19 protein-coding genes are annotated in these 25,933 nt (G+C 47.2%); 1 reads left to right on the forward strand and 18 read right to left on the reverse strand.

Annotated features, from left to right (window positions below):
* Nucleotides 1-9: 9 nt before the first annotated feature.
* The 8 genes from mshL to DFP83_RS06660 all read right to left on the reverse strand — a co-directional run bounded on the left by mshL (nucleotide 10) and on the right by DFP83_RS06660 (nucleotide 7,703).
* The gene (mshL, locus tag DFP83_RS06625; protein ID WP_110574223.1) at nucleotides 10-1,692 is read right to left on the reverse strand and encodes a pilus (MSHA type) biogenesis protein MshL; all 1,683 of its coding nucleotides are present in this window, start codon (nucleotides 1,690-1,692) and stop codon (nucleotides 10-12) included.
* Nucleotides 1,692-2,042: a hypothetical protein gene (locus DFP83_RS06630; protein WP_110574224.1), complete on the reverse strand. Its 351-nt coding sequence runs from the start codon at nucleotides 2,040-2,042 to the stop codon at nucleotides 1,692-1,694. Before DFP83_RS06630 ends, mshL begins: the two co-directional genes overlap by 1 nt.
* Nucleotides 2,032-2,667 (reverse strand): hypothetical protein, encoded by a 636-nt coding sequence (locus tag DFP83_RS06635; protein WP_110574225.1) that lies wholly within the window; start codon nucleotides 2,665-2,667, stop codon nucleotides 2,032-2,034. Before DFP83_RS06635 ends, DFP83_RS06630 begins: the two co-directional genes overlap by 11 nt.
* Nucleotides 2,660-3,253 (reverse strand): PilN domain-containing protein, encoded by a 594-nt coding sequence (locus DFP83_RS06640; RefSeq protein ID WP_110574226.1) that lies wholly within the window; start codon nucleotides 3,251-3,253, stop codon nucleotides 2,660-2,662. Before DFP83_RS06640 ends, DFP83_RS06635 begins: the two co-directional genes overlap by 8 nt.
* Nucleotides 3,250-4,182 carry a Type II secretory pathway component gene (locus tag DFP83_RS06645; protein ID WP_110574227.1) on the reverse strand — a complete coding sequence of 311 codons (933 nt, stop codon included), beginning with the start codon at nucleotides 4,180-4,182 and terminating at the stop codon, nucleotides 3,250-3,252. The genes DFP83_RS06640 and DFP83_RS06645 overlap by 4 nt, the downstream gene beginning before the upstream one ends.
* A 100-nt stretch (nucleotides 4,183-4,282) precedes the next feature.
* Complete coding sequence (locus DFP83_RS06650) at nucleotides 4,283-5,905, reverse strand: methyl-accepting chemotaxis protein (protein WP_126753148.1); 1,623 nt, start codon at nucleotides 5,903-5,905, stop codon at nucleotides 4,283-4,285.
* Nucleotides 5,906-6,018: 113 nt separating this feature from the next.
* Complete coding sequence (gene pyrC, locus DFP83_RS06655; protein ID WP_110574229.1) at nucleotides 6,019-7,050, reverse strand: dihydroorotase; 1,032 nt, start codon at nucleotides 7,048-7,050, stop codon at nucleotides 6,019-6,021.
* Nucleotides 7,051-7,121: 71 nt separating this feature from the next.
* On the reverse strand, nucleotides 7,122-7,703 hold the full coding sequence (locus tag DFP83_RS06660) for a thymidine kinase (protein ID WP_110574230.1): 582 nt from the start codon (nucleotides 7,701-7,703) through the stop codon (nucleotides 7,122-7,124).
* Nucleotides 7,704-7,780: 77 nt separating this feature from the next.
* Between DFP83_RS06660 and DFP83_RS06665 the strand changes: the two genes are divergently transcribed.
* Nucleotides 7,781-9,019, forward strand: a complete 1,239-nt coding sequence (locus DFP83_RS06665) for an adenosine deaminase family protein (RefSeq protein ID WP_110574231.1) — start codon at nucleotides 7,781-7,783, stop codon at nucleotides 9,017-9,019.
* Here DFP83_RS06665 and DFP83_RS06670 read toward each other — a convergent pair.
* The 10 genes from DFP83_RS06670 to DFP83_RS06715 form a co-directional block, all read right to left on the reverse strand.
* Entirely contained in the window at nucleotides 8,965-11,430 is a 2,466-nt protein-coding gene (locus tag DFP83_RS06670) for a putative bifunctional diguanylate cyclase/phosphodiesterase (RefSeq protein WP_110574232.1), read from the reverse strand. The two genes, DFP83_RS06665 and DFP83_RS06670, sit on opposite strands and share 55 nt — an antisense overlap.
* Before the next feature lie 98 nt (nucleotides 11,431-11,528).
* Nucleotides 11,529-12,554: a DUF2955 domain-containing protein gene (locus tag DFP83_RS06675; RefSeq protein WP_110574233.1), complete on the reverse strand. Its 1,026-nt coding sequence runs from the start codon at nucleotides 12,552-12,554 to the stop codon at nucleotides 11,529-11,531.
* Between the two features lie 12 nt (nucleotides 12,555-12,566).
* On the reverse strand, nucleotides 12,567-13,628 hold the full coding sequence (locus DFP83_RS06680) for an HlyD family secretion protein (protein ID WP_110574234.1): 1,062 nt from the start codon (nucleotides 13,626-13,628) through the stop codon (nucleotides 12,567-12,569).
* Complete coding sequence (locus DFP83_RS06685; RefSeq protein WP_110574235.1) at nucleotides 13,625-14,119, reverse strand: MarR family transcriptional regulator; 495 nt, start codon at nucleotides 14,117-14,119, stop codon at nucleotides 13,625-13,627. The genes DFP83_RS06680 and DFP83_RS06685 overlap by 4 nt, the downstream gene beginning before the upstream one ends.
* 74 nt (nucleotides 14,120-14,193) lie before the next feature.
* The gene (locus tag DFP83_RS06690; protein WP_241971602.1) at nucleotides 14,194-15,039 is read right to left on the reverse strand and encodes a LytR/AlgR family response regulator transcription factor; all 846 of its coding nucleotides are present in this window, start codon (nucleotides 15,037-15,039) and stop codon (nucleotides 14,194-14,196) included.
* Complete coding sequence (locus DFP83_RS06695; RefSeq protein ID WP_241971603.1) at nucleotides 14,991-15,965, reverse strand: sensor histidine kinase; 975 nt, start codon at nucleotides 15,963-15,965, stop codon at nucleotides 14,991-14,993. Before DFP83_RS06695 ends, DFP83_RS06690 begins: the two co-directional genes overlap by 49 nt.
* A 116-nt stretch (nucleotides 15,966-16,081) precedes the next feature.
* Nucleotides 16,082-18,595, reverse strand: coding sequence for a glycoside hydrolase family 3 protein (locus tag DFP83_RS06700; RefSeq protein ID WP_110574254.1), 2,514 nt, complete (start codon nucleotides 18,593-18,595; stop codon nucleotides 16,082-16,084).
* 112 nt (nucleotides 18,596-18,707) lie between these two features.
* Nucleotides 18,708-21,416, reverse strand: a complete 2,709-nt coding sequence (locus DFP83_RS06705) for a TonB-dependent receptor (RefSeq protein ID WP_110574237.1) — start codon at nucleotides 21,414-21,416, stop codon at nucleotides 18,708-18,710.
* 468 nt (nucleotides 21,417-21,884) lie between these two features.
* A complete protein-coding gene (locus DFP83_RS06710; RefSeq protein WP_110574238.1) occupies nucleotides 21,885-22,961 on the reverse strand; it encodes a hypothetical protein in 1,077 nt (358 codons plus the stop codon).
* A 232-nt stretch (nucleotides 22,962-23,193) separates the two neighbouring features.
* Nucleotides 23,194-25,812: an AAA family ATPase gene (locus DFP83_RS06715; protein ID WP_110574239.1), complete on the reverse strand. Its 2,619-nt coding sequence runs from the start codon at nucleotides 25,810-25,812 to the stop codon at nucleotides 23,194-23,196.
* Nucleotides 25,813-25,933 lie beyond the last annotated feature (121 nt).

A 25,933-nucleotide genomic window follows, 5' to 3' on the forward strand; every position in this document is an offset into this window, starting at 1 on the left:
ATTCAACGTTTACTGGTCTTGAGCGATATCTGGAAACCATGTTTCCAGTAACTCACGCGAACGCTCCAGCTCTTTTTGCCAAGTGTCTGCACCGATAACCGTTGGCTTAATCAAAATGACCAACTCTTTTTTGGATGAATCATTACTTTTATTCTTAAATAGATTGCCAACGAGCGGCAAGTCTCCGAGTAACGGCACTTTCTCAACATTTTCAGAAGTGGAGTTCTGCATCAATCCACCCAGTACCACAATTTCTCCACTTCGTGCTCGTACAATCGTATCCGACTCGCGAATATTGCTGCGCGCTAATGGCAAGCGAAGTGTCTCGTCGCCAATGGTAATGACTTTTTCTTGTTCGCTTGTCTCGACAACCGAGGGATGAACATGCAGGGTCACTTCACCGTCATCGCTTATTTGCGGGGTCACATCGAGTGAAATCCCCGAAAAGAACGGTGTTAAGTCGACATTCGAACTGGTTAGTGCATCCTGCGTAACGGTGGTATTGGTTTGCGACGTGACATCCGTTACGTAGTACTCATCTTCACCAATCTTTATAACGGCTTTTTGATTATTCGATGCGGTTACTCGTGGGTTCGAGAGGACTTGCACGCTACCTTGTGTTTGTAATAACTCCAAGAACCCAGTAAAGCGCTCAGAGTTAAAAGTAAGTCCAAAGACTCCATCCGCTGTTGCCGATGCAATATCACTTGGTACTGAGCCATTAAAGCCAAAATCAAAGCGACCGCTCATATTCAGCTCGTTCCAACGGATACCTTGTTGATACTGGTCGCCTAACGTCACTTCGACGATGCGCGCTTCGAGAATCACCTGACGCTGCAGGCGTGATTGAAGATTCTCTAAAAACTGACCAACTGCACGGAGCTTTGACGGTTGTGCTGTCACGCTTACCAAGCCGGCTTGAGGCGAGAGTACAACACTGCCATCACCACCGACGATGCCTGCGATCATCTCTTCTAAGCTCCCCCAAAGATCGGTCTCTGACTGGGTATTCACCGAAGCACCATTTGCACCACCTGCACTCATACCACCGAAGTTTTGGTTTTGACCGCCGCCATTGAGCCCACCTAAACCGCCACTGTTGGACAGACCACTATTATTGTTACCGTTGCTATTGCCGTAGCCACTGTTGTTATTGCGCTCTTGACTCACACCACCACTGGTAATCTGAGTTTGCGACAAACCAAAACGTTTTAGTGAAAGGTAATCAAGAGTGAAGGTTTGCGTACGCACACCCGCTGGATACACTTGGATCATGCGACCGTCACGACGAATTTCATAACCATAAATATCGCTGATTACGTCGAGCGTTTCCTCAATAGTCACATCTTTAAGGTCTAACGATATATCCCCATCGACATCGGGGTGAACGACAATGTTGTATGGCGTATCAACAGTCAAGCTGTAAAAAAATTGCTTAGCCGCAACACCGTCAGCTTGCAATACAAACCTAGGTTCGTCCCCAATCAGTTCGCTTACTCCCGACGAACTGCGTTCAGCAGACTGATTTAAAAATGCTGCGACATCGTTTGGCAGGTTCGTTGCACGCTTTCCATTTGTCGGCACAGGGGTCTCTTGTTGCAAAGCCTCATAAGCCTCTTTGGGCTTGTCATCAGGCTGGTAGGCGCAGCTCGTTAGCAACACCGTCACAGCTGCTATCCAAAGCACTCTCATTATTGATCTCCCTGAGATTCATTATTCTTTATATGCAACGGCTGAAAAAGCTTAAGCAAGCGCTGTTGTTGGTTGTTCTGCAAAACAACTTGATTGGAGCGAATCGCTCTAACCGTAAAGCCCGCAATGCTATCACCCTCTTTCAACCATTGATTGTTGATTAACGCACGCTGTGACTCGGATGATACAACCAGCTGCGTGAGTACTAAATTTAGCTCTTGATTGGTCTCAGAACGTGAGCCTGCTCGCCAACCATCAGGACGAGTAGGATCCTGCGCATGAACGTGTAAGGAGCACATCAGAGCCGCAAAAATGCACAAATGAGCCAACCGACCAAAACTAATTTGCACCGATAAACTCCTTATCCATACTGATAATACGCCAGGCTACGGTAAGCTGGGCCTGCGGGTAGCTATCGACCATATAGTTAAACTGCGACCACTCAACTTCTGGAAAAGAAGACTGCAACTGCGCTGCATACGCTTTGATCGTATCAAATTCACCGCGCAGTACCGCATCGACTCGGTGTTGGTAGAGAGCCCCGCTGTCTTCATCGGTGATTCGCTCAGGTTGAGGCGTATTCAACGAAATAAGCTGCATACTATCAGGGTAATTCAACGCTTCACGTAAAAACTGCTTTCGCTGTGCTGCACCCAGCACGCTATAGCCACTTGCCTGTTCCACTAACTGCTGTAAACGCTGTCGCTTTTGCTCGACTTCCTTCCGAAGTGGTTGATTGACATCCTGTTGCAGCTGAGCCTGTAATTGCACATTGAGTGTTTGAGTCTGCTGCACTTGCTGTTGCAGCTGTTCAATTCGTTGCTGAGCAGTACTTAATGCTTTAACTTCTGGTATCACTAACATACTGACCAAGTAAACACTGATAAGTACCCACAGCAAAATAGCGATTAAAATGCGGCGATCGCGCGGCTGCTGTTGAAACCATTCATTTATTTGTTGCCAGCGCTTATTCATCGGAGCCTCGCTCACTTGCTAGACTAAAGGTTTGGTTATTCTGTTCGTCCTGCGATAAATCGACGACCGAAAAACGACTTTCGCTCAATACGTTATGGTCATCAAAGCGTGCCATCCACAAGGGGATCAGGTTACCTTTAGTTGCTTTCCCATGGAGGTTAATACGGCCATCTGAAATACCAAATTCTGTAAGCCAAAGACCATCCATATCAATTCTCTGTAACTCATTCATCAGTTGTTGAGGCGCAATGAGTTGACGAGACTGAAGATTGGTCAAGCGCGCGTTAAGCTGGTTTTGCTGCTGAATGCGTCGATTCAAATCATCCACTTGTTGAACCAACTGCTGGTCAGGCTGCTTCTGTTGCACCTGTGCTTGCAGCTGGCTTTGCTGCTGTTGCAATTGCACTAGCTGTTGATTTGCATCCTCAGCCTGAGCCATTTTATCGCTCGCTAGGTTATTTAAAACCAACCAGCTCACAATTAAAACAATCACTAAACCGAGCGCAACAAACAGACTCCGAATCAATGAGAGGCGCAGAACAACCGGTCTGAGTTCATCAGTATATAAATTGATTGACTGCTTCATTGGGGTGCCGTCTCCTCACTTGGCTTTACACTGGCCGCAAGCGCTTCAAGATCAGAGAAATCGCCCTCGCATAGCTCACTCATCCACTCGGGATAGTCGTAAAGCTCTACCTCAATCGCTAATAACTCTTGCAGTGACTCGACCATCGCCTCTCGCTGAGGACCCGCCACTGCAAGTATGAGTTTACGTAGACCGGCTTGACGTAATTGCCCCTCGTAATAATCCATTGAGCGCTGAATTTCGGTTGCGAGCGGTTCCAGTGCACCGAGCTTAATCTCCTCGGCGCTGTAATTCGATAAATCACGAACACCGCGCAACTCGCGTGTAAAGACCAACTCACCAGCGCGATAAATTTGAGCCACATAACGAGTTGAACTCAACCCGAATAAGACAAAGCAAGCTTTATCTTGGCTCTGAAACAAGTTTTTTAGCACCACCTCACTGACCGTGATGTGGGTAAGTTCCCAAGACTGGGCAGCAAGAGCGTCGATGATGTTAGACAGAAGGCTTTTTGCAGCAACCACGGCAGTTATTTTGTCCTGACCACTGGCTTGCAACGGCAGCTCATAATAGTCAGTCACCATCTCATCTGGGCTCATGTCACTGAAGTCATCCAACTGAAAACGTAAACTGGCTGCAATATCCTCAGCCGGCAGATCGGGGCGGTCAACAGCGGTGGATTGATAATGCGAAGGCTGCAAAACGAAGATCACCGGCGCGTGTTCAAGTGACAATTTTTTATAACGTTCGTTAAAAGTACTGAGCGCTTGATGAATGTTGTTATTTTTCACCCGCTCGACATCGTTAACAATAAGTTCAGGTGCTTGGTTCGGCTTATTTTTAAGGACCAACAGGCGAAGCTCAGTGGCACTGAGACTAAACACTAACTGGTAGCTAGAAGCTGTTTTTTTTCCGAACAAAAAGCGCACTGAGCATTCCTTTGTTTAATTTTTGTATATGTTAGCAAACATAATAAGCATATTGGAACACAAATGAATGATATTTCCATTACTTTTGGTCGGCTCTTCATCAATCAAATGAAAACTGCTTTACCGTTTGATTGAGCTGGCTAGCGAGTGCCTGCAAACTGTGAGCAGTAGCGCTTGAGTCACTGGTTGCCTGTTGGTTCTGTTGCGCCATGCCGGCAAAGCGCTCTACCGTTTCTGCGACTTCATCACTCGCACGGTTTTGTTCCTTAAGCGCGTCGCTAATTTCTTGCACAACTTGCATCACCTCGTTAAAGCTTTCACGAATTCGAACCATTGCTTGTCCAGTCATATCAGCAAGCTCAACGCCCTCTTCAACTTCCGCGACACCGCGTTTCATTTGCTGCACGCTGGTTCGTGTACTACGTTGAATTTCGCCTACCATATGTTCTATTTCATCGGTCGACGATGCCGTTCGTTGTGCTAAACTTCTCACCTCATCGGCAACAACTGAAAACCCTCGCCCCTGTTCGCCGGCACGCGCCGCCTCGATCGCAGCATTCAAGGCAAGCAAATTGGTTTGGTCAGCGATGCCTTTAATGACCGACACAATGTCGTTGATTTTCTCTGATTGTGAATCCAGTTCCGTAAGACGATGTGACGCTTGTGTCACCGCTTGGTTAATCCGGTCCATCGCCTGTGTCATCTGCTCGATGACTTTTCCACTCGTACTCGCCTCATCACTTGAACGATGCGCAATCTTGCGGGCTTGCTCGGAATTTTTCGAAACCTGTTCAATACTTGCACTGAGCTCTTGGATCGCAGTCGCTACCGAGTCTGACGCCTGTGTTTGTTCTGCTGAGGACGCTGATAACTGTTCTGCGGTACTTGCGACCACACCACTTGACTCATTGAGTTCATTAACCGCATTACGAATATTACCTAACATCGCCCTCAACTTGTCCTGCATAGCCACTAATGTTGCTAGCACTTGCGCAATTTCATCCTTACCGTTGGCTTGAATACGGTAATTTAACTGGCCATCGGCAATCGCATCAATCGCGCGCTGAGCATCGGCAAGCCGGTTTTGCAGTTGCTTTTTAAACATCCATGCAGAGCCAATCGCGACGATGGCAACGATGAATCCGCCCAGTAATGTCGTCCATTCGGCGAGTACACTGGCTTGGTCTGCCTCAGCGTGGCGCTGCGTTAATTGGGTACGTTCGAATGAGATGAAATCGTCCATGAGCTGCCACATCGCTTGCATGTCTTCGCGACCGCGACCCTGCTTGACCAGATAGGCAGCCTGATCTAACCCCATGGCGCCAGGACCATATTGCATTCGAATCGATACAACCGGTTCCATCGCTTCTTCTAACCAGCGCTGGTAAAGCGTATTGAATTCCTCAAGTCGGTCGAGCTGTGTTGGTGAACCTTGGCTTAGCTGCTTGAGTTGCTCTAACGACTCAACTAACTCGGTTTTGCCTTGGTCGTAGGGTAGTTTGTCCTCATCATTACCGCTGATCACATAACCTCGCTGCCCGCTTTGTATCGTCAATAGTTGTTTGACGATATCTTCTGCGACGGTAATGACAGTAAAGGTCTGCTCCGCTTGTGAGGTGGTATTCACCAATGAACGAATGCTGAATAAAGTCGTTGCTATTAATACGACGAGTACCAAAAGAATAGCGGCAAATGCCGTGTAGAGCTTATGTGTTAGTTTCATGATGTGACCGATACCCAAATAAGAATGCTTATTCTAGTATCGGTCAATCAAAAGATTACTTCAGCCCTGAGCATTGTTATAGTCGTACTATAACAACATCGTAGTGTGTGGTTTTACGCACGTTTCCAGTGCAAGGTCTCGCCAGCATAGTAAGGTACGATAGGTCCCGTTGCCGTATCGACCTGCTCAGGCACCTGCCAGGTTTGCTGCGTTAATGTGAGGTACTCGTCATTCAGTGGCAAGTCGTAAAACTGTGCCCCAAACACCGAACTAAAGTTCTCGAGTTTATCCAGCGCATCGTGCTGACTGAAAAACTCAGCATATAACTCAATCGCCGCAGGCGCCGAGTAGCACCCTGCACAGCCACACGCCGTTTCTTTATTTGCCTTTACGTGGGGCGCAGAATCGGTGCCTAAGAAAAATTTAGGGTTGCCGGACAACGCCGCCTTTTGTAACCGCTCTTGATGCTCGCGACGCTTTAAAATGGGCAGACAATAGTTGTGTGGCCTGACACCGCCCACTAATAAATGATTACGGTTCATCAGTAGGTGTTGAGGCGTCATGGTCGCCGCGACGTTATCGTGCGCTGAGGTAACAAAGTCGACTGCGTCGCCCGTCGTGATGTGCTCCAAAATTAGCTTAAGTGCTGGGAACTGCTGGGTAATTGGAATAAGATGACGCTCAATAAATACTTTCTCGCGGTCAAAAATATCGATATCAGCATCGGTGACCTCGCCGTGCACCAACAAAGGAACACCGTGAGCTTGCATCACCTCAAGCACAGGCGCTAGCGCCTCAACCGATTTCACACCGGACGCCGAGTTGGTGGTGGCACCCGAAGGGTAGAGTTTAAAGCCAATGACTTTTTCTTCAGCGGCTGCCTTTTTAATCTCTTCTACGCTGGTTTCTCCGGTGAGATACAGTGCCATACGTGGATCAAATCGCTGTTCAGCACCGACCTGCGCCATAATCCGCTCTCGGTAGCTCAATGCTGCTGCTACAGTAGTCACCGGTGGCACCAAGTTAGGCATCACCACAGCCCGGTGAAATACCTCCGCAGTATGCGGAACAGTGGTCTCTAACAGAGTTTCATCACGTAAATGCAGATGCCAATCGTCGGGGCGGCGGATAGTAATCGAGTTCATCAAGTTACCTCATTGGAGCGGATACACACGCGTTAGTATACTGTGTTCGTCAAGTCAGCGACAGGACCGCGTTATCGAATACCCATCGCTTCTTTCCAGTGACTGCGACAGCAAGAAATATAGCGATCATTGCCACCGATCGCGATCTGTTGCCCCATCTTCACCGCGTTGCCCTGTTCATCCACCCTCAACGACATCGTTGCTTTACGTCCGCAATGGCAAATGGTCTTCATTTCCACCAACTTATCCGCCACAGCAAGCAGCACCGCGCTGCCAGGGAAAGCGTCGCCGAAGGCATCGGTGCGTATTCCGTAACACATGACGGGAATATTGTGCGCATCAACAACTTTGGTTAATTGCCACACTTGCTGCTCTGTTAAAAACTGAGCTTCGTCCAACAAAACGCAATCAATATTTCGATGCTCACGATGGGTGAGAATCATCTCGACCAAGTCACAGTCTTGTGAAAATTGCAGAGCATCACGCGCAATACCCAGACGTGAGGCGATCTTTCCCTGACCCGCTCGATTATCAATCGCTGGGGTCATCAATAACACCTGTTGCTCACGTTCTTCGTAGTTATGAGCGACCTGGAGTAATGAGGTGCTTTTACCAGCGTTCATCGCCGAGTATGTAAAATAAAGTGATGCCATAGTGGGATTCTTTTTATTATCCAGTTCAATTCTGTGCCAAAATAATGCCAAGCAAATGTTACCGAGGAGTTTTCGATATGCAATACCCTGCCGACTTTATCAAAGCCATTCCTAAAGCCGACCTACACCTCCACTTAGATGGTAGTTTACGTGCTTCAAGCCTGATTGATATGGCTAAGCGGGCAAGTATTGAACTCCCAAGTTACACCGAAGAAGGCCTATTTGATCAGGTATTTAAATCACACTATAACAACCTTGGTGAGTACCTGAATGGCTTCCAGTATACCTGTGCGGCGCTACGAAACTTAGAAAATTTAGAACAAGCGGCTTACGAGTTGGCAATTGATAACCAAGAAGAAGGTGTCAACTATATTGAGGTTCGCTTTGCGCCTCAATTGCTCATGAACCCCGCCGCAGGCGTTACCTTTGATACCATCATGCATGTCGTCAATGATGGCTTAAAGAAAGCTAAGCACGAATACAACCAGCAAGCGAGCGTACAACAAGGCGAAAAGCCACCGTTTGACTATGGCATCATCAACTGCGCCATGCGCATGTTCGGTAAGAAAGGTTTCTCACCCTACTATACTCAGCTCTTCCAACATCTACGCGACTTTGAACCGATGCAAGTGATTCGCACGGCGGCGATGGAATTGGTACGCGCCAGCGTCAGAATGCGCGACGAAGAAGGGTTACCGATCGTCGGTTTAGACATCGCTGGGCAGGAAATCGGTTACCCTGCGAGCCAGTTCAAAGATGTGTATGAGTACGCTCATGAAAACTTCTTATTGAAAACGGTTCACGCAGGCGAGGCCTATGGCGCAGAGAGTATTTTCGAGGCCCTTACGCAGTGTCATGCGGACCGTTTAGGTCATGGCTACTCGTTGTTCTCACCGGAGATGACCGAAGACCCAACCATTGAAGACCCGAAGGCATACGGTGAGAAATTGGCATCGTACATCGCCGATCGCCGCATTGCTGTTGAGGTCTGTTTAACCAGTAACTTACAAACCAACCCCAGCATTGATGGTATTAAGAACCACAACTTCAAGCATATGCTTGATAATCGCTTAGCGACGGTGATTTGTACGGACAACCGACTGGTATCACGCACCACGGTAAGCAATGAGTATCAGCTCGCCGTAGACAACTTTGATATCTCGTTGAAACGCCTCAAAGATATCGTCGCCTACGGTTTTAAAAAGAACTTCTTCCCTGGCGACTATGTCGCTAAACGAGAATATGCCAAGACTAACCTCGCCTACTTTGACAAAGTGGTCGAGCAGTTTGGCTTAAAAGACGACAGCCACTCCTGAGCAGGGGTGGGATAACCATATAAGTAACCTTGCATGACGATCGTGGGGCAGCGTTCAATTAAGAATTGCGCCTCACGTTCAGTCTCGACCCCTTCCGCGACTAATCGCAGACCCAAGTGTTCACCAATCGACAAAATAGTTTCTACGAGGGCATCGTGGGTGCTCTTCTCGCCGATTCCACGCACAAAGCTCTGATCGATTTTGAGCTCACTGACAGGCAACTTCTGAATATACGCGAGTGATGAATAACCGGTACCAAAATCGTCAATCGAAAAACGCACGCCCAGTCGACTCAACTGGTGCATCACCTCAATCACTTTTTCAGTATCCTCAATGAGGACACCTTCAGTCACTTCAATCATCAACTGACTAGGGTTAAATTGGTAGGTTTCTATTAACTCACTGACCGTTTGCGCCAAGTTACCACGGAGAAAGTGACGCGCCGAAATGTTCACCGATAGCGCATCAAAATGGTGCTCTGCAATCTCGTCCGACGTTAAAATCTGTGCCGCACGGTTTAACACCCAATGGTCAATCGCAAGAATTAAGTCTGACCGCTCGGCTATCGGAATAAATACGCCAGGACTGATCATCCCCTGCTGCGGATGATGCCACCTAATCAGTCCCTCTGCACTCACCACCGTACCCGCCGCGTTAACTTGAGACTGCAAATAAAGCTCGAGTTGATCGTGTTGGATGGCTTGGCGAAGCATTCGTTCGACCTCAAATTGGCGCTTAATTTCGTCACCATACTGCTGACGGTATACCGCAAAGTGGTTGCCTCCATAACGTTTTGCTTTATGCAACGCTGTTTCAGCACGACGCAACAACTGCTCGGCATTTCCCTCTTTCTGCGGATAAATGACAGCGCCTATGCTCGCTGACATGGTCAGAACGTCATCTTCTAGCTCAATGGGTTTTCGCGTGACGGCGAGAAGGGCATCACACGTTTGGTAAAGCTGTTCTTTTAAGCTGTCACGTTCAACATTTTGTGCAGGAAATAGAATCGCAAATAGATCGGCGCCCAAATGCGCCAGCTGCACACTGCGATTATCTGACCATTGTTTTAACCGCTTAGCAAAACATTGTACGAGTCGATTGCCAAATTCATGCCCACGCGCATCATTAATTTGCTGTAAGCGGTCGATATCAACCAGTAGCAAATAGCCCAATTCACTGGGTTCTAGAGAGGCAAGCCCCTGCTCGATGATTTGAGTCATATGTTGGCGGTTCGGTAACCCCGTCAGCGTTTCGTAATACGCCATAAAGTGGAGCCGCTGCTCATCTGCCTTGCGCTCTGTAATATCATCTTCAACCGCGATGTAGTGAGTGCACTCACCCTGATCGTTATAGACGGGAGTAATGATCGAGTACACCGTGTACACCTGACCATCTTTACGTCGATTCAATAACTCACCGCGCCAGGTTTTACCTTGATTGAGTACTTGCCAAAGATCACGGTAAACCGATTGTGCGGTTAAACCTGATTTGAGAATACGTGGATTATTCCCGATTAACTCCGAACGCTGATAGCCAGTAATCCACTCGAATGCCTTGTTCACATATTCGATTTCACCCTTGGCATTGGTGATGATAATACACTCGTTACTTTGATCGACGGCTGTCTCTAGGTTCTTTAACTTAGACCAGTGTGCATGCCTTTCAGCGGCAATCGCCTCCACTTGACGCGCCAGTACGGCGATATCGTCACGCCCTCTAACATCAATTGATATGTGCTGCTGCTCCTCGCCCATCGCCTGCACACCAGCCTGCATACGACCTAAACGCTTGGTAATACGGTAGTTTAAGTAGCGATGTAACAAGACAACCAAGACCATCACAATAAGAAATTGAATCGCCAGTGTGGTCACGCGGGATTGAGCCACTGTCCACCATGTATGCCCTTGCTGAAAAGCGAGCATCAATGAATAAGGTCTAAATTCTGGATAATCAGAGGACACACTCAGCGGAACATAAACGATGAGGCGTCCTTGATCTTTAACGTGATGTAAGGTGATCTGAGTATTATTATTCAGTGTCTGCCAAGTCTCGGGGGAAAGCCGCAGTGCCTGATATAACGGTGCATCGATCCAGGTGGGCTCGGGGGCGAAGACAATATCGCCATTGCGGTCGTAAATAAATGCCGCTAACACATTGGGTTGCTGTTTTAACTGGCGAAGAATTTCATCGAGCAAATCGGTTCGCTCATAACGCACCACTCGATCGAAGGTCGCCTGCATCATCTGTGCTGTCGTGCGCACCTCTTGTTCAACCACATGACGGTTTTCCTCAGCCTGCTCACTGATAGTAAATGCCGCCAAGCTTAAAAACATTGCGACACCGACGAACCCAACAAGCAACGAAATTTGTGTGCTGAGTCTCTGAAAAAACTTAATCGGTGTCGATGTCATTCGTTGCGCTCCGTCGCTACTGTTCTCGAAATATGTATTGAGTGCGAATTATGCGACTTAACGAAATTTAATCAACACACAATACGTGTTTTTCTTTGCTAGTGACCAAACCGGGTCGCCGCAAACTGATTCAGCAATTTATGCACAAGATAACACACCATCATTGCAGCAATAATAGCGACTAACGTACTACTTAGACGGTATAAACTTGAGTAAACCAGATCCTGAGTGGGCGATAAGTACTGGCCAAACAGAATGCCAACGGTAGTGAGCGCACCAAACCCAACACCCGCACCGGATGCTTCGAGTACGTGAATGCGCGCAAATAGCATCACGCCAATCCAAAACAGTGGCACTATCAGCCACAGCGCGTCGTACCAATCGTACAGAAGTAATTGCACGCTGAGACCAAACATTACACCAATCAGTGTCCCGATGGCACGTTTTCGTGCATACGTCAGTGCGCCGTTCCAATGCATCGGGAACAGCACTAATATAGTCGTTGCTTGCGCTGATATAGAGTCTTGTAGGTCAAACAGTTGAAACACCAAGAACGACAACGTTGTCACTGTCGCGCCCAACATAGCTTCGTGCCGCACGCGGTTCGATGCCTTATCTGGCAACGCAGGCGGGGCGCTAGCTGTTACCTTATTAGGGATGAGCGTATGCATGACAAAAGCAATCGCAACGGCTAACAACGAAGCCACCATGTTGCTCGCGATCAGATTGTTGACATCGGTTGATGGGTAACTTGCATAGTGCAACATGATGCTTAGCATCAACACACCATTAGCGCCAAATAAAAACGCGGTGCCGCGCGCCATAAATGCAAAGCGATACAAAAATAGCAAGAATGCGACCATCGTCATCAGCACAGGGTGACCACCTAACAGCTGCGCGACGATGCCCACCTCGATACCACACATCACTGAAGCCGCCAGAAGTTGCCGCGCGACATGTCCATTGATCACCGGCACCAAGCCCAATAGCAGCATGGGTAATACGGTAAAAAATACACCGTACGATAAGTCAAACAGCGCCGTTACCAAAAAGCCAATAGACGCACCAAAGGCAACACGCAGGCATTGTCTTAGACCATTTTCAGTTAATCCTTGCTGTGCCATGCCTGCCCCACGCTAGTAAATGTAGTGTAACCAACCCAGTAAACGCACCTGAGCTTGCGCAATAGCCGCCTTAACGATGTTTTCAGGCACAATTTGGACCGTTGCTTTGGCACCTGCGGGGCGGTTATTTTGTTCACTCTGCTCTAAACTCAGATGCACACGAAGACGCTGTGCATCGCGCACCCAGCGGTTTGAGTTAATCGGCTGTGCTAACGCCCCGTCGGCACTCAGCTGTCCTGCAGTGACGCCCGCATCAATGCTATTAATCGTTGCTTGGTAGACGGTTCCAGGCTCTGCATCAAACACCACGAGTGCACGCTGACCAGGCGCTACATGGCGTAGGTTTTTCTCACGAAAATCCGCTACGATGTCGGCGTGCGGAGAGACCAATGCAAGTAACGGCACCCCTTGTCGCGCATAAACACCTTCGCTCAGTTTCAAGTTGCTAATCCGCCCTGCATGCTGAGCGCGCACCGTGCTATAACTTAAATTCAACTTGGCATTATCCACCGCATTTTTAGCCTGTTGAATGAGGAGGTTCTTTGCATTATCCGGCTCACCACGCTGCACTCTAAGGCGTTCTAGCTCTGATAGCATCGCCTCGACATTTGCCTGTGCTTGCAGCGCTGCGCTGTGCGCTTGATCGAACGCTTGCTGCGACGTACTGCCCTCGTCAACCAGATCGTTAATGCGCTGTGCTTCACGACTTTGCTCGTCTGCTGTTGCGCGCGCTGACTTCAACTGTGCCTGTGCCACACGAATTTGTGCATCCAACTGGCGATTAGACTGTTGCGCCTGTTGCAGCGCCAGCTCTGCTTGCTGCAGTTGGAGGCGAAACGGCCGCGAGTCGATAGTAAATAGCGGATCGCCCTGCTCCACGTATTGGTTATTTTCTACCAGCACCTGCTCTACTGTGCCATTCACCTGCGGTGCCACCTGTGTGACTACACGAGTGACCATGGCTTGCGGTGTCAGCGGTAACGCCAGATCGGCCCAAAGGAAATAGGCGAACAATGCGATAAACGCCACCAAGGCACGTTTGACCCACTTTGCAAATTTTTCATCTGCCGTCATTGCGCGTCACCTCCGTGTTTGTCCTCGCGTTGTTTTTGCTCACTGCACATCTGGCTGGCGTTACGCGAGATCATCGCCAACACATGCTTAACCGTTTCAATATCCTCATCCGCGATATCAGCCATCAGCGTGCGACGCACTTTTAGGATCTTGGCTTCCATCTTTTTCACCAAGGCATGACCCGCGTCGGTAAGATAGACTCGTTTAGCGCGCCCGTCTTGCGGACAAACGCGACGTACAACCAGTGACTGCTGTTCAAGCTGTGCCAAGGTCCGCATCAACGACGCGAGCTCTATTTCAAGCGCCTCTGCCAATTGCTTTTGACTCGCACCATCGCCGATTCGCACCAGTTTCCACATTGCACTCCAACGCGGATAAGTCAGACCCAAGGGTGCCAGCTCGCGGTCGGCGACCGCTTGCCACTGTCGAGCAACGCGCCCAAGGCGCTCGGGCACAGAGAGTTGCTTTAGTTGATCTTGTGAAAGTGTCATAACCGATCTCATTTAGTTAGCTTGCTAAGTATATTAACAAGGTTAGCAGGCTAAGTAAATTTGCTGGCAATCGACTATTTAGATTGGGTAAATAGATAGTGTCGAAGTGCTGCGCTGTATGTGCGGCTCACTTTTAGGGTTTTTTCATTCGTCAGATCGATGCGGTATTCGGAATTTCTCAGGGCTTCAATATGTTTAATAAAACGCACATTAACCGCTGTCGACTTATGTATTCGAATAAACTCGGGTGGCAATATATTCTCGACTAAGTGTTTAAGTCGTGCTCTCATCACATAGGTCTCAGCGGCAGTATGAATACACATATAATCCCCTGCCGCATCGACCCACGCGATATCATTAAACGGCACCAACTGACCCGAGTTGCGACCATCCGTGATAATCAGCTTTTCTTGCTCGACACGATAACTCGACGATGCGGCTGTGGTTGGCTGAGACTGGGCTTCTAACGTCTCAACTGCGTTGAGCAACTGCGCTTTATATCGAGGTTCACTGCATCTCAACCGCGCTCGTTCGACGGCTTCGGCTAAGCGGGTCTGACGTACAGGTTTTAATAAATAATCGACCGCTTCAACGTCAAACGCTCGCACCGCGTACTGATGGAATGCCGTAACGAATATAACAGCGGGGTGTTGCTCAGGTTGGAATTGCTTAAGTAAGTCAAAACCGCTCTTACCGGGCATTTGGATATCCAGAAAAATTAAATCGGGGAGATCTTGAGCAATGCATTCAATCGCCTCATCGACACTCGTCACTGCAGCCGTAATATGTACACCGGGAATCCGCCCAAGGCGCAGGCTCAAGCCTTCAAGCGCACTCGCTTCGTCATCTACTAGAAGCGTATTCAATGTTTTCATGATATCGACTTCGGTCGTTCTTGCGGTATCTGAATTCGCACCCAAGCACCCCCTTCAGGTCGGTTTCCCGTAGTAAGTTGTGCCCTATCTTGGTAGGTCAACCGTAAACGTTGTTGGCAATTTTCAAGACCAATACCGCGCTGACATTTATGCTGTTCGTCGAAGCCTTTGCCATTGTCAGTTACATCAATTTGAATGTCTTTGTTTGTTAAACTAAAGCGAACAGCAATGATCATCTTTTGATTCGCCTGCATACCATGCTTTAGGACGTTTTCGACGAGCGGTTGAATAAGTAGGGGTGGGATTAAAGCAGAGTCACAGTCACTATCGGTATCAATGGACACATCTAAAGAGGTTTGAAAGCGACCTTTCTCAATTTCCAAGTAGGTCCTTAGCAGCGCAGCTTCCTCCGCTAAAGAAATCTTCTTTAATGCATCGGTGTATAAGCTATAACGCAAAAAGTCACAAAGCTGCTCAAGCATATCAACCGCTCGATCATTTTCGTGCTTTAGTATCAGCGTACAGACAGCATTAATACTATTGAACATGAAGTGGGGGTTGAGCTGATACCTCAACATTTTTAGTTGCGCTTCTTTTGCCAAGTGCGTTGCTCGCTCAGCTTTCTCGCGTTGTTCAACATTATCCAGGTAACTTTTGATGCCATAGTAACCCGCTGTCCACGTCGCTAGCATGGTGAATGAAGCGCTTGTCCAGGTACCAAAATCAAACCACGACATGGGCTCCCAAGCGCCACCATAAAGCGCTTGCAACGAGAACCACTTGAACTGAGTCCACAACAAAGAAGCCAGAATAACCAGTCCAGCATGCAATGCCGCGGTCAGTTTATCAAGCCGCTTTGCGCGCTTATATAAAGCGTGCAACGCGGTCGTAATCAAAAAGCCGGAGCTCACATCAAGGAGCAAGTGAGGAACGTGGACTTGCCAGGGTTCCTCACTTGGAAGCTTGATCATTAGCTCTGTCAGCAGCGCATAGATAGACCATCCGCAGAATTGACAGAACCAAAATAATCTTACTCGTTCGATGGCTTTTGACATCGTTAAATTACAAACCGTTATTCAACATTATTTTACTCACAGCGTTGGGTTACAGCTGTCTTGCTGGGTTGTTTTACCCAAGCAACATCGGCGATAGATAACCCTGCGTTATTTGAACTACTTAACCGTAACACAATCGGTCCGTTTGCTTGGACATTCGCATTCTCACATCCTGTTTCGATTGCTACGGTCTGCCACGTGCCAGGTTTAAGCGAGTTGTTCGAGCCATTAAGCGTTAACGTGTTATGGCAATCCTTTTGATTACACATGACGCCGACCTTTATGTGCTCTGACACTCCATCACTGAGGCGAATTTTAGCTTGTAAAAAGCGCATCTTTTGCTCCGTAGATACGCTATCAACGCCTTGTTGCCCGAGCACGGCGCTGACACCCGTCCCCTCTCCATGCCAAACAAAGCGTCGACCGTCTTCTTGATAGGCAAGGTTGACGGACTGCATGGTCAACGAACGACCATCGGCGCTTGTTCCTGAGGGGCCAGTGATCGGATTAACCGCGCCGTTTGCCTCTTCAGTGCCCCAAAAGTAGCCGTCTGCTAAGTTGCGCACAAAAAGCGGAACGCTGTCTTCATTGGTGCCATTTTTATTCGTTAACCGCTTATCTTCACTCAGATGACCCACTCGTTGAGTATCCTCGTAGTTGAGTCCGTAACCATATGGGAACAGCGGGTCATAATCTGCATCATATCGGTTTAATACAAATTGATTATCAAATTTAGGCCAAGAAAAACTCAGCTTGCCAGTAAAATCATACTGCACTCGGTCATTGGCATCGCGCAAAATCACATCGGCGAGCCCCTGCCCCTCGGAACCCGGCAGCCATGCTGCGACAAACGCGTCAGAAACGTTCAGTTCTTTATTGACCCAAAGCGGGCGTCCGCTAAGGAAAATAGAAACCGTTGGAATTCCTTGTGCTTGTAACTGTTTAAGCAGCGTATAGCTCTCACTATCAACCTCGCCAAAATCCAACGACTGAATATCGCCAAACCACTCTGCATAAGGCTGCTCACCAAACACGACAATCGCCACATCTGGCTTTTCTTCGAAGTCGCCAGTTTCGCTAAGCGTTATGTTACCGCCAGCGACATCGACTTGCTGCTTTATCCCTTCATAGATGGATGTCGCATTTGGAAAATCGGCATTGGTATTATCAGTTCCTTGCCAAGACACGCTCCAGCCACCTGCTTGCATCGCAATATTATGCGCACCTTTACCTGCGACTAGAATATCAGCGGTCGGTGAAATCGGCAGCACCTGACTATTATTTTTAAGCAGCACTAAAGACTCACGCACCGCCTGCCGGGCTAGGTCGCGGTGTTGTTTAGCATTAAACCATTCTGCGTGTTGTGTTTCTGGACGTAACGACGGCTTGGCACGGTCAAACAGTCCCCAACGCACTTTTGCTCTTAAAATGCGAGCGACTGCATCATCAATTCTAGATTCTGAGATGACACCGGATTTAACCTGAGCAACCGTGTTTTTATAGAGCGCCTCAAAGTGTTCAGGTGCCATCAACACATCGATACCAGCATTAATCGCCGCCGCACATTGCTCAAGGTCACAGCCGTCGACGAACTTGTGAGCATTCCAGTCGCTTATCACAAACCCGTCAAATCCCATCTGTTGTTTCAGGACATCGGTTAGTAGATACTGATGGCCATGCACTCGGGTGCCGTTCCAACTGTTGAATGATGCCATAACAGACTGCACACCGGCCTTGATTGAAGAGAAATAACCCGCGCCATGAATATCTCGCAACTCACGTTCACTGATACGTGTATCCCCCCTATCGATGCCTTTTGTGGTGCCCCCATCACCGATAAAGTGCTTAGCTGTGGCAATACGGTGGTAGCCTTCTAGAAAGTCTTTACCCAACGTTCCCTGAATGCCCTCAACGACAGCTTGCGCGTATTCTTTGACGATTTCCGGGTCCTCAGAATAACTCTCGTAAGCTCGTCCCCACCGATCATCGCGTGCTACCGCCACCGTCGGCGAGAAACTCCATTCGATTCCGGTTGCTGCCACTTCCTTTGCTGTCGCCTCGCCAATTTCTTTAACCAGTTCAGGATTGCGAGCCGCACCCAAGCCAATATTGTGCGGGAACAACGTGGCTCCAAATACATTACTGTGTCCGTGCATCGCGTCAGTGCCCCAAATCGTGGGGATTCTGCTTCCGTCCTTTGAGTCATCAATCGAGGCTTGATACATCTCGTCAGCGTACTTTAACCATGTGCTGCGATCGGCCTGTTTCTGTCCGTATGGCGCGGTGTTACCGCCGTTTAAGTAGGAACCAAAACCATACTGGCGCATTTGCTCTACACTCAGATAGCCGATTTCAGGCTGTATCATTTGCGCCACTTTTTGCTCGATGGTCATATCTTGCATGAGGCGTTGCACGCGCTGTTCGACCTGTTCATTATCTAACTTAGGTAATTTATCGAGCGACCAGTCGACCTGTTGTGCAGACAGGATGCTACTAAAGCTGATTGATAGTAGTGCGACAATGCGTGTCCTATGTATTTTGCGCATGAGCATTCAGGCTCTCCTCGTGAGCATTGGGGCTAATCGGATAATTGCTTGAGAATTCATCAGGTGGCCTGCAATCATATTGCTTATGACTGCAGGCGCTTCGAGTGACTTACTAGAATTTAATACCGGCGCGAATGCCGTAGTAACGTGGCATACCAAAACTGCCTTTAGCAAAACCTTTGGTGGTGTTGTTCCAATACTGAACCACTTCATCGGTCGCATTATTAATAAAGATTTCAGCAAACCAGTTCTGGTTCTGCGGTTCGTATTTCAGTGAAGCATTGAGAACAGCGAACGCATCACGACTATCGTCCATGTAGGCAACCGCTTCATCTGGAATCGCAAAATCCATATCATCTAAATGCTTATCGACGTTCCAAATAGTAGAGTAAGACTCATCTTTCCAGCTGACATTGAACCATCCATGAAGATAACCATAAGCGCCTAAATTAACGGTATGGGTGTAACTTAAGTTAGCCGTATACTCGGGCGTCATCGCAAGGTTATTGCCTTTGAGGTTGGTCGTTAACACGGTATTTGTTGGATCGACGGATTCCTCATACGATAAATTAAACAGGTACTCTGGATCGTAATCCCATTTAGTGATCCAATCCTCGGTGACCGTCGCATCGGTCCAAGTTACATAACCACTTAAGCGTCCGTTCTCGTATGGCTTCCAGTCAAACTCAAACTCGATACCCTTTATCGTTGAGCCAGGCACATTTTGCGTGTAGTAGGCAATAACCGGTTGGTTTTGATAATCCAGAATTGGGTCACCATTTTCATCTAAAATCGGCGAGCCGTCCTCACCCTCTACTGGCGACAAGCGTTCTACGTTACCAATTGAGCCCACCGACGCATATTGCATGTCAGTGTAATCGGTATAGAAGAACACCGCTTGCAGGTTCAAGGAGTTATCAAACAGACTGGATTTCGCCCCGACCTCCCACGTCAGCACTTCCTCTGGATCAAATTGCGTTTCAAACCGTGTGGTCTCGCCCGTTCTATCATTCACGACTTCGTAGACATCACCAATACCACCCGCCTTAAAACCCGAAGCGACATAACTGTAAACCATGGTCGCATCGGTCAAGTCATAATCGAGCCCAACTCGAAAGTCGTTGCGAGTCCAGCTGCCTTTATTATCGTTCGCAAAATAGGACGCATAGATTGATGGGTCTTCAAAATAATCGACGGGTAAATCATTCAGTGTTGAGCGATTTAACCACCCCGGCGCACACCCATCAGCGTTTGAGCAGCGATACGTACGTCCGCCTTTATCTTCTTTAGTCTCATCACTAAAACGATAGCCTAAGGTCAGGTGTAACTTAGGTGTGATGTTGTAAGTCGCTTGACCAAATAACGCATAGGCATCCGTCGACCGATCAGGCTGGTCCCAAAATGCTTTGTCATCCATTGGGTTATCATAGTAACCGTAGGTGGTGGTTTGTTCGTGAAAATAGTTGAGTCCGGCTATCCAGACTAAGTCGCCATAGTCATCTGACTGCAGTTGTATTTCTGTCGAGTACGACTCTGCTCCAGTACCATCAAGAAAGTAGGTGGCACCATCCCAAGGATCCAGCGAGACCTCGCTATCCTGAGCAGAAGAACGCTCCATGTCCTCATAACCGAGTAACCATACGAGACTCATATTGTTATCAAAGGTATAGTTGAGCGTGTTACGCAAATACATGATGTCGAGGTTAAGTTCGCCCGGAACGTTCACGACGGCTTGATAGGTATTGTCACTCGGTAAGAAAGTTGAACAGTCACCACCATATTCGGTCGAGCGTCCCGCCAATTTTTCACAATTTACGAGGTCAACATTGTTGCCACTATTATTGATGTAGTGCTGAAAAATCGTATGGTTTGAGAAGTTGCTATCGAGCGGCTCCCATAACGCACTGACACGGTATGAGTATTCATTTGCGTTATTATAAAAGTCATCGGCATCTGCGCGTGTGAGTGCTCGAATACGTTGTCTTTCAGGATCCGTGCCCGCGCCATCAATCCACCAGTTTTCACGCTGAGTTAAAGTGGAACCCACACCTGAGTAAGCGTCCTCGGCAATGACTTCAGCGTTAATCACTTCATCAGGTAAGCGACGCAGGTCGTATTGGTTAGGATCATAATATCCTTCAAGGTATGAGTCGCGCTTTAACCCCTTACCGGAGATGCGAATAGCGAACTCGCTATTCACTGGGATGTTAATAAACCCTTCAATATTACGAGCATTAAATCGACCGAGCTCTCCACTCACACTCCCAAATAGCTCACCAAATTCGGGTTTCGCTGAAATGACGTTAATACTACCTACCGTCGAATTTCGACCAAACAGCGTGCCTTGCGGTCCTCGCAGTGCTTCAATTCGGTCAACATCGTACATTAAGGCCAACGCACCTTGCATTCGTGGTGAATACACACCATCGAGATGGACACCTACTGCGGGGTCACCTAGCTCGGTAATGTTGGTCGAACGTACGCCACGCATAGAGATCACCGGAGCCGACTGATCGGTTGCCGTTGAAATATCAAGTCCGGGTACCAAGCCCGCGATATCTTTAATATTGTTCACACCATTTTGCTTTAACACTTCTTCGCTGAGTGCTGAAATAGCCACCGGTGTTTCCATCAATTTCGTTTTACGCTTTGTCGCTGTCACCGAGATGACTTCTAAACCTTTTTCTGATGCGGCTTCTTCGTTATTTTTAGTTTGTTGTTGCGCTTCAGGTTCTTGGTCTACTGTTTGCTGTGCCTGTGCATAAAGAGGCATTGAGCACGTGAGCAATATGCCGAGGGTAATGCGGTTAAATCGTTCCATTGTTCTTTCCCACTTTCCGTTGATGATCGGATTTTTGCTGTACTTATAAAGTGTTCGATACTGCGTACGGATACATCACGTATTGTTAACAAGTTACACAGATATTAACGGTGGGAATATTTGCTTTCGATAATGCGAGTGGTAAACACTATAACCCGTGCACTTTTGTCACACGATTTACACATTGTGTGTCAAACGTTAGTGTTAGACACAAAAAAGCCCTCGAGTGAGGGCTTTCGATAACCAGCGATTGAAGTCGTGAGTCAGAATGGTAGAGTACGACTTTTTCTGTAAATATTTTTTTTGTGTGTGATATACTAGCCTCCAACTGCCCATAAAATAGTACTTATTTAAGGTTTAAGAGGGTGACTCCACAGTCTAAATCACTGTTTTTACGCAACCTCTATCATCTCGTGTAAAGTCTTTTAATGAAAATCATTAAAAACTTTACACATTAAACTGACCAATTCATACCCCTGCCTGCGGATAATCATGCTGTAAAAGTGATTTGAAGAGCCGTTCCAGTTCATCCCGCACTTCTTGCTTGCTACTACCGACAATATCATATTCATCCAGCACCCGAGCGTTTCCAATATCTACATTGTTATCTCGGATATTTATTCGGAGCAATGGTCGTTTTTCGGAAAACATTCTAACCGCTTCCCAGTCCACATTGTTCTTAAAGGCGTCACTGTCATCCACAATTAAAATTCCGGCTTGATGCATTGTATGCCCGATAGTCGCATTGGCCTTAAGCAACGCTACTGGAAATGATTCGGTTGCCATGCGATCCAAAGCTTGCTGTATGGCTTCAGTAACATCCAGTGACCATTGATCATCCAAGCGGTAGCATAAGATTAGGACTTTTAATCCAGATGCTTGAACTGCACCGATGGACTCTGGTAGAAGCTCAGTTTCAGGAAAAACAAGTTCAATAAGCTCTTCCGCAAACTTCGTCAACTTACCGGTTCTTTCATCAGTTAAGCCATGGTAAGTGAATTTATTTACCGAACGACGGTCCGATGCTCTCCCTCCTGAATCAACGCTTTTGAAATCAGGTCCTGATTGGACCCCAAACATTCTGAACCGTGAATGGATATAACCTTGTCGTAAAAGGCGTATTTCATAGCTTGAAAGTTCCCTAACCATTTGAATAATATCTCGCCGCCTTTCAGGCATAATCCGACGATCAATTAACGATCGCATTAAATTGGCGTATACCTCAGCTTTCTCGTCCTCAATATCCCTTACACAACTCTCTAAAAGTAAATGATAATCATCGATATCAAACTGTTTATTAAGAAATTTGCTGTCTAAGGAGGGCTCGGATTCAACGTTATCGCTAAGCAGAGCTTCATGGAATAATTCCAATCTGGACTCAACTTGATCTTGGCGAAACTGCTTGGCGTGATTAAACATGAGCTTCCCTAGCTCGTATGAAATAGAGAGCCCAGGAACTATTGTCCTTATACCCTCAGCCGCTAAAATCTCTGCCAAGGAAGTTGTTGTTTTATTAGCCCTTCTTATACTTCTACTTTTGGTCATCTTTGCCACCTCTTTATGGCACTCTCGCAAGTAGAGGGCCCAAAAAGCTAAAGTAATATAATACAAAGTACTTCTTGCGTTTTAACACCATATCCTTGCTGACATCGCCTATGTGGGTCTATCAACCCAAATGTCTCGACTTTTCCTCTTCTTAGCCAAACTCGTAAACAGCTAACCCGTCTTTATCGTTATCGATAATTTGGGTATTAGCTTTAAAGGTCGCCTGAAGAAGTTAAGCGAGAGCCTCATCCAGAGCGGCTAACGTTGCCAAGATCTCCTCAACGGTTCCTTTATCAAACTCCTCTCGGTCAGCTTCCTCGTGCGTTCCCTTGTTTAGATACCGCCACTCTCGACTCCCCCCGTTAATTCCAAGCAAAGAGTTTATCGGCTCATATACCGCTTCCTTATTTGGATCAGAAAAGTCAACCCGTTGGATTCTACTGCGCAATTGTTCAGTTAAGTTTCTCAGCTCAATAGGTGCCGTTGGGGAGCGTAACTTAATACTCAGGTTACCATCTCCATTACTGTGCACATACCTCCAAACCTTTCCTTTGGCTAAAGATTCGAGCGCCTGTCGTGACTTAGATAGTGCTTCTCGAATCTCGTTGCGTTCGATATGACGTTGTGCCGCCAAGATATAGTTTCGGGGGGAACAATTAAAGTCGACACGTATATGTTGCTCCCCATGCATTGGCAAAAAAGTCACCTTTTTTGATGATCTCGCATCTTCGGCTGACAGCAGGTTTTGTATATCCTTGAAGAACTCTTCTCCATGGCAAGTGAGTATGATTTGCTTTGCCTCAAAGTATTGGTCCTCAAACAGGGTTCTTCTTATCGAATGACGATGCTCGTCGTCAATCGCATTGACTGGGTCGTCGAAAATAAGTATCGGTGCATTTTCCTTGAAGTTTTTTGCCAACAATATGGCTAAGCCTAGGCATCTGACGTGTCCCTCACTCAGAATATGCAATGCGTCGAAGAATTGCTCGGGTTGGTGTTTAAAGGCTATTTTTAATCGGTGGTTTGCTGCAAGTGGTAATTTTACGTTTTCCAATAGCTCAGATTGAGCATCATTTCGATTAAAAGCGTTATAAAACTGCACGACTAACTCACCAAGGTCAGATACCAAATGAGTTGGCAATGCGCGACTGTAATTCACCAATTTTCGAACAAATAGTGCGTAAGCTGAGGCAATTTCCTGATTTCTTGCGACAACACTCTTTTCAACCTCAACGCCCTCGATTAGTTTCGCATTTTCCTCTTGAAAGTTGTCAATCAAACTTTGGGCTCTAGCATAATTATCTAACGCTGTTTGCTTTTGGGTTATCAAGACAGTTACCTGACGTGAAATATCACGGAGGTGCTCCAATTGACATTGTTGAGTATTCCTAAACTCTATTGCTTCATCTATAGTTGCATCATTTTCTTCTAGGCGTTTAACTTGCTCGGATAGATGTTGCCAAGCGGTACGCTTATCATGCAGCTCTTCAAACAATGAGAGCCACCATTGCAAGTCAGGCTGATTATCGGTGAGCTCAAACGGCTTTAACGGATTGTTTGAGGCATTTAGGCTTACACAGCTATTTAGTAATTGACTTATTTTAAAAATCACTTGTAGCGCTCTTTTTTCGAGCTGTTCGCCGCTCTGCTGTAGTTCAGCTAAATGCTTCAAGTTTGTTAGCTCTTGCGCCGCAAGAGTGTATGGGTTTACAGCAGCCTCACTTAAAGGAGTTTGACACGCTGGGCAAAAGTCTTCACTGCCCTGACGCAGTTCCACCACCGCTTCATAGAGTTGTTTGAATGAGACCTGATGACTTGCGTCAGCCAGCTGCTGTTCATTTCCTCCTAACTGATCAATTAAAGAATTCACCTCATCCCCCATTTTTTCCAACTTGCTCGCACTGAGGTTGCTTTTTTGCGGGGGGGGTTGTCGTAAGTCCCACTCTAATTGCTGTATAAGTCCGGGAGAGCCATTATCGCCGTTTAACTCAGTTTTCAAATTCTCAAAACTGATGTCTTTTTGATAACTAGTAGCCAACTTCAGTTCTTCAGCCTCAATTCGCTGAAGCTCACGGGTGCTCGCTTCGATTTGTTCTTGAGCCCCTTGAAGTTTTAGCTTTTTATGAGCTAGAAGTGTTGACTGTTTTCCATGTAAATCAATGTATTGCTCACCTATTTCTGATGTGAAATTACGAACAAACTCTGTAAAAGCATCCAGACCAAACAAGGTTGCGATAAGTTCCGTTTGCTTTGCGGGCGCCTGTGCAGCAATTCTTGAAAAATTATCAATTCGGTTTTTTTCAACGAAGCAAAAACGAAAAGCTGATTCGTTCTGGTTTACAACAACATCGTTACCATCCCTATCACTCGCTAATACTGAAGGAAGTGTTAACTGATTTACAAACGCATTTCGAAGATAATCGTTTTGGTCGCGAAATCGTTTGTTTTCGGCCTCGGCAACATTGCCTAACAATGCATATTCTAGTGCCTCACAAAAGCTCGACTTCCCTGTTCCGTTTGGGCCGTAAATTAGAACCAGTCTATTATTGAGATCGAAAGTTTCTTGTCGTGCGAATCCTCTAAACGGTCCCACTTCCATGGATTTCAATCTTGATATTTGTATCGCTTCAGCAGCCTCTTGCTGGTTAACTGGAGGTATTTCAATTGGAATGTTTTCCCAGTTTTCTTGTGCTAGCTCAACTACCTTTTTAATACGTTTACCTTGATGGGTTGTTAAAGGAATCAAGTCATCTATGCGGGCTGCGACTAAGTTCGCTATTTTACGAACAGAAACTGTTGCATTCTCATCCCGCAGGGTTTGCATGAAGCGGGTATACTCGGCCCTAATCATAGTTAATTCCTGTACTTAAATAGTTGTTATCTAGCGTCAATTACCTTGGCCGGTCTAGCGGCAATTATCTTGGCCGGTTGATACCGATTTCTATGTACCGTTGCTGATTGCCATTTTGCGA

Source organism: Idiomarina fontislapidosi, from assembly GCF_003226255.1.
Taxonomy (GTDB): Bacteria; Pseudomonadota; Gammaproteobacteria; order Enterobacterales; family Alteromonadaceae; genus Idiomarina; species Idiomarina fontislapidosi.

Coding starts and splice junctions, on each gene's coding strand:
- DFP83_RS06700 (WP_110574254.1), bottom strand. CDS start 18,595: ATGCGCAAAATACATAGGACACGCATTGTCGCACTACTATCAATCAGC.
- DFP83_RS06640 (WP_110574226.1), bottom strand. CDS start 3,253: ATGAAGCAGTCAATCAATTTATATACTGATGAACTCAGACCGGTTGTT.
- DFP83_RS06675 (WP_110574233.1), bottom strand. CDS start 12,554: ATGGCACAGCAAGGATTAACTGAAAATGGTCTAAGACAATGCCTGCGT.
- DFP83_RS06685 (WP_110574235.1), bottom strand. CDS start 14,119: ATGACACTTTCACAAGATCAACTAAAGCAACTCTCTGTGCCCGAGCGC.
- DFP83_RS06635 (WP_110574225.1), bottom strand. CDS start 2,667: ATGAATAAGCGCTGGCAACAAATAAATGAATGGTTTCAACAGCAGCCG.
- pyrC (WP_110574229.1), bottom strand. CDS start 7,050: ATGAACTCGATTACTATCCGCCGCCCCGACGATTGGCATCTGCATTTA.
- DFP83_RS06705 (WP_110574237.1), bottom strand. CDS start 21,416: ATGGAACGATTTAACCGCATTACCCTCGGCATATTGCTCACGTGCTCA.
- DFP83_RS06715 (WP_110574239.1), bottom strand. CDS start 25,812: ATGATTAGGGCCGAGTATACCCGCTTCATGCAAACCCTGCGGGATGAG.
- DFP83_RS06665 (WP_110574231.1), top strand. CDS start 7,781: ATGCAATACCCTGCCGACTTTATCAAAGCCATTCCTAAAGCCGACCTA.
- DFP83_RS06710 (WP_110574238.1), bottom strand. CDS start 22,961: ATGACCAAAAGTAGAAGTATAAGAAGGGCTAATAAAACAACAACTTCC.
- DFP83_RS06650 (WP_126753148.1), bottom strand. CDS start 5,905: ATGAAACTAACACATAAGCTCTACACGGCATTTGCCGCTATTCTTTTG.
- DFP83_RS06670 (WP_110574232.1), bottom strand. CDS start 11,430: ATGACATCGACACCGATTAAGTTTTTTCAGAGACTCAGCACACAAATT.
- DFP83_RS06660 (WP_110574230.1), bottom strand. CDS start 7,703: ATGGCATCACTTTATTTTACATACTCGGCGATGAACGCTGGTAAAAGC.
- mshL (WP_110574223.1), bottom strand. CDS start 1,692: ATGAGAGTGCTTTGGATAGCAGCTGTGACGGTGTTGCTAACGAGCTGC.
- DFP83_RS06680 (WP_110574234.1), bottom strand. CDS start 13,628: ATGACGGCAGATGAAAAATTTGCAAAGTGGGTCAAACGTGCCTTGGTG.
- DFP83_RS06695 (WP_241971603.1), bottom strand. CDS start 15,965: ATGATCAAGCTTCCAAGTGAGGAACCCTGGCAAGTCCACGTTCCTCAC.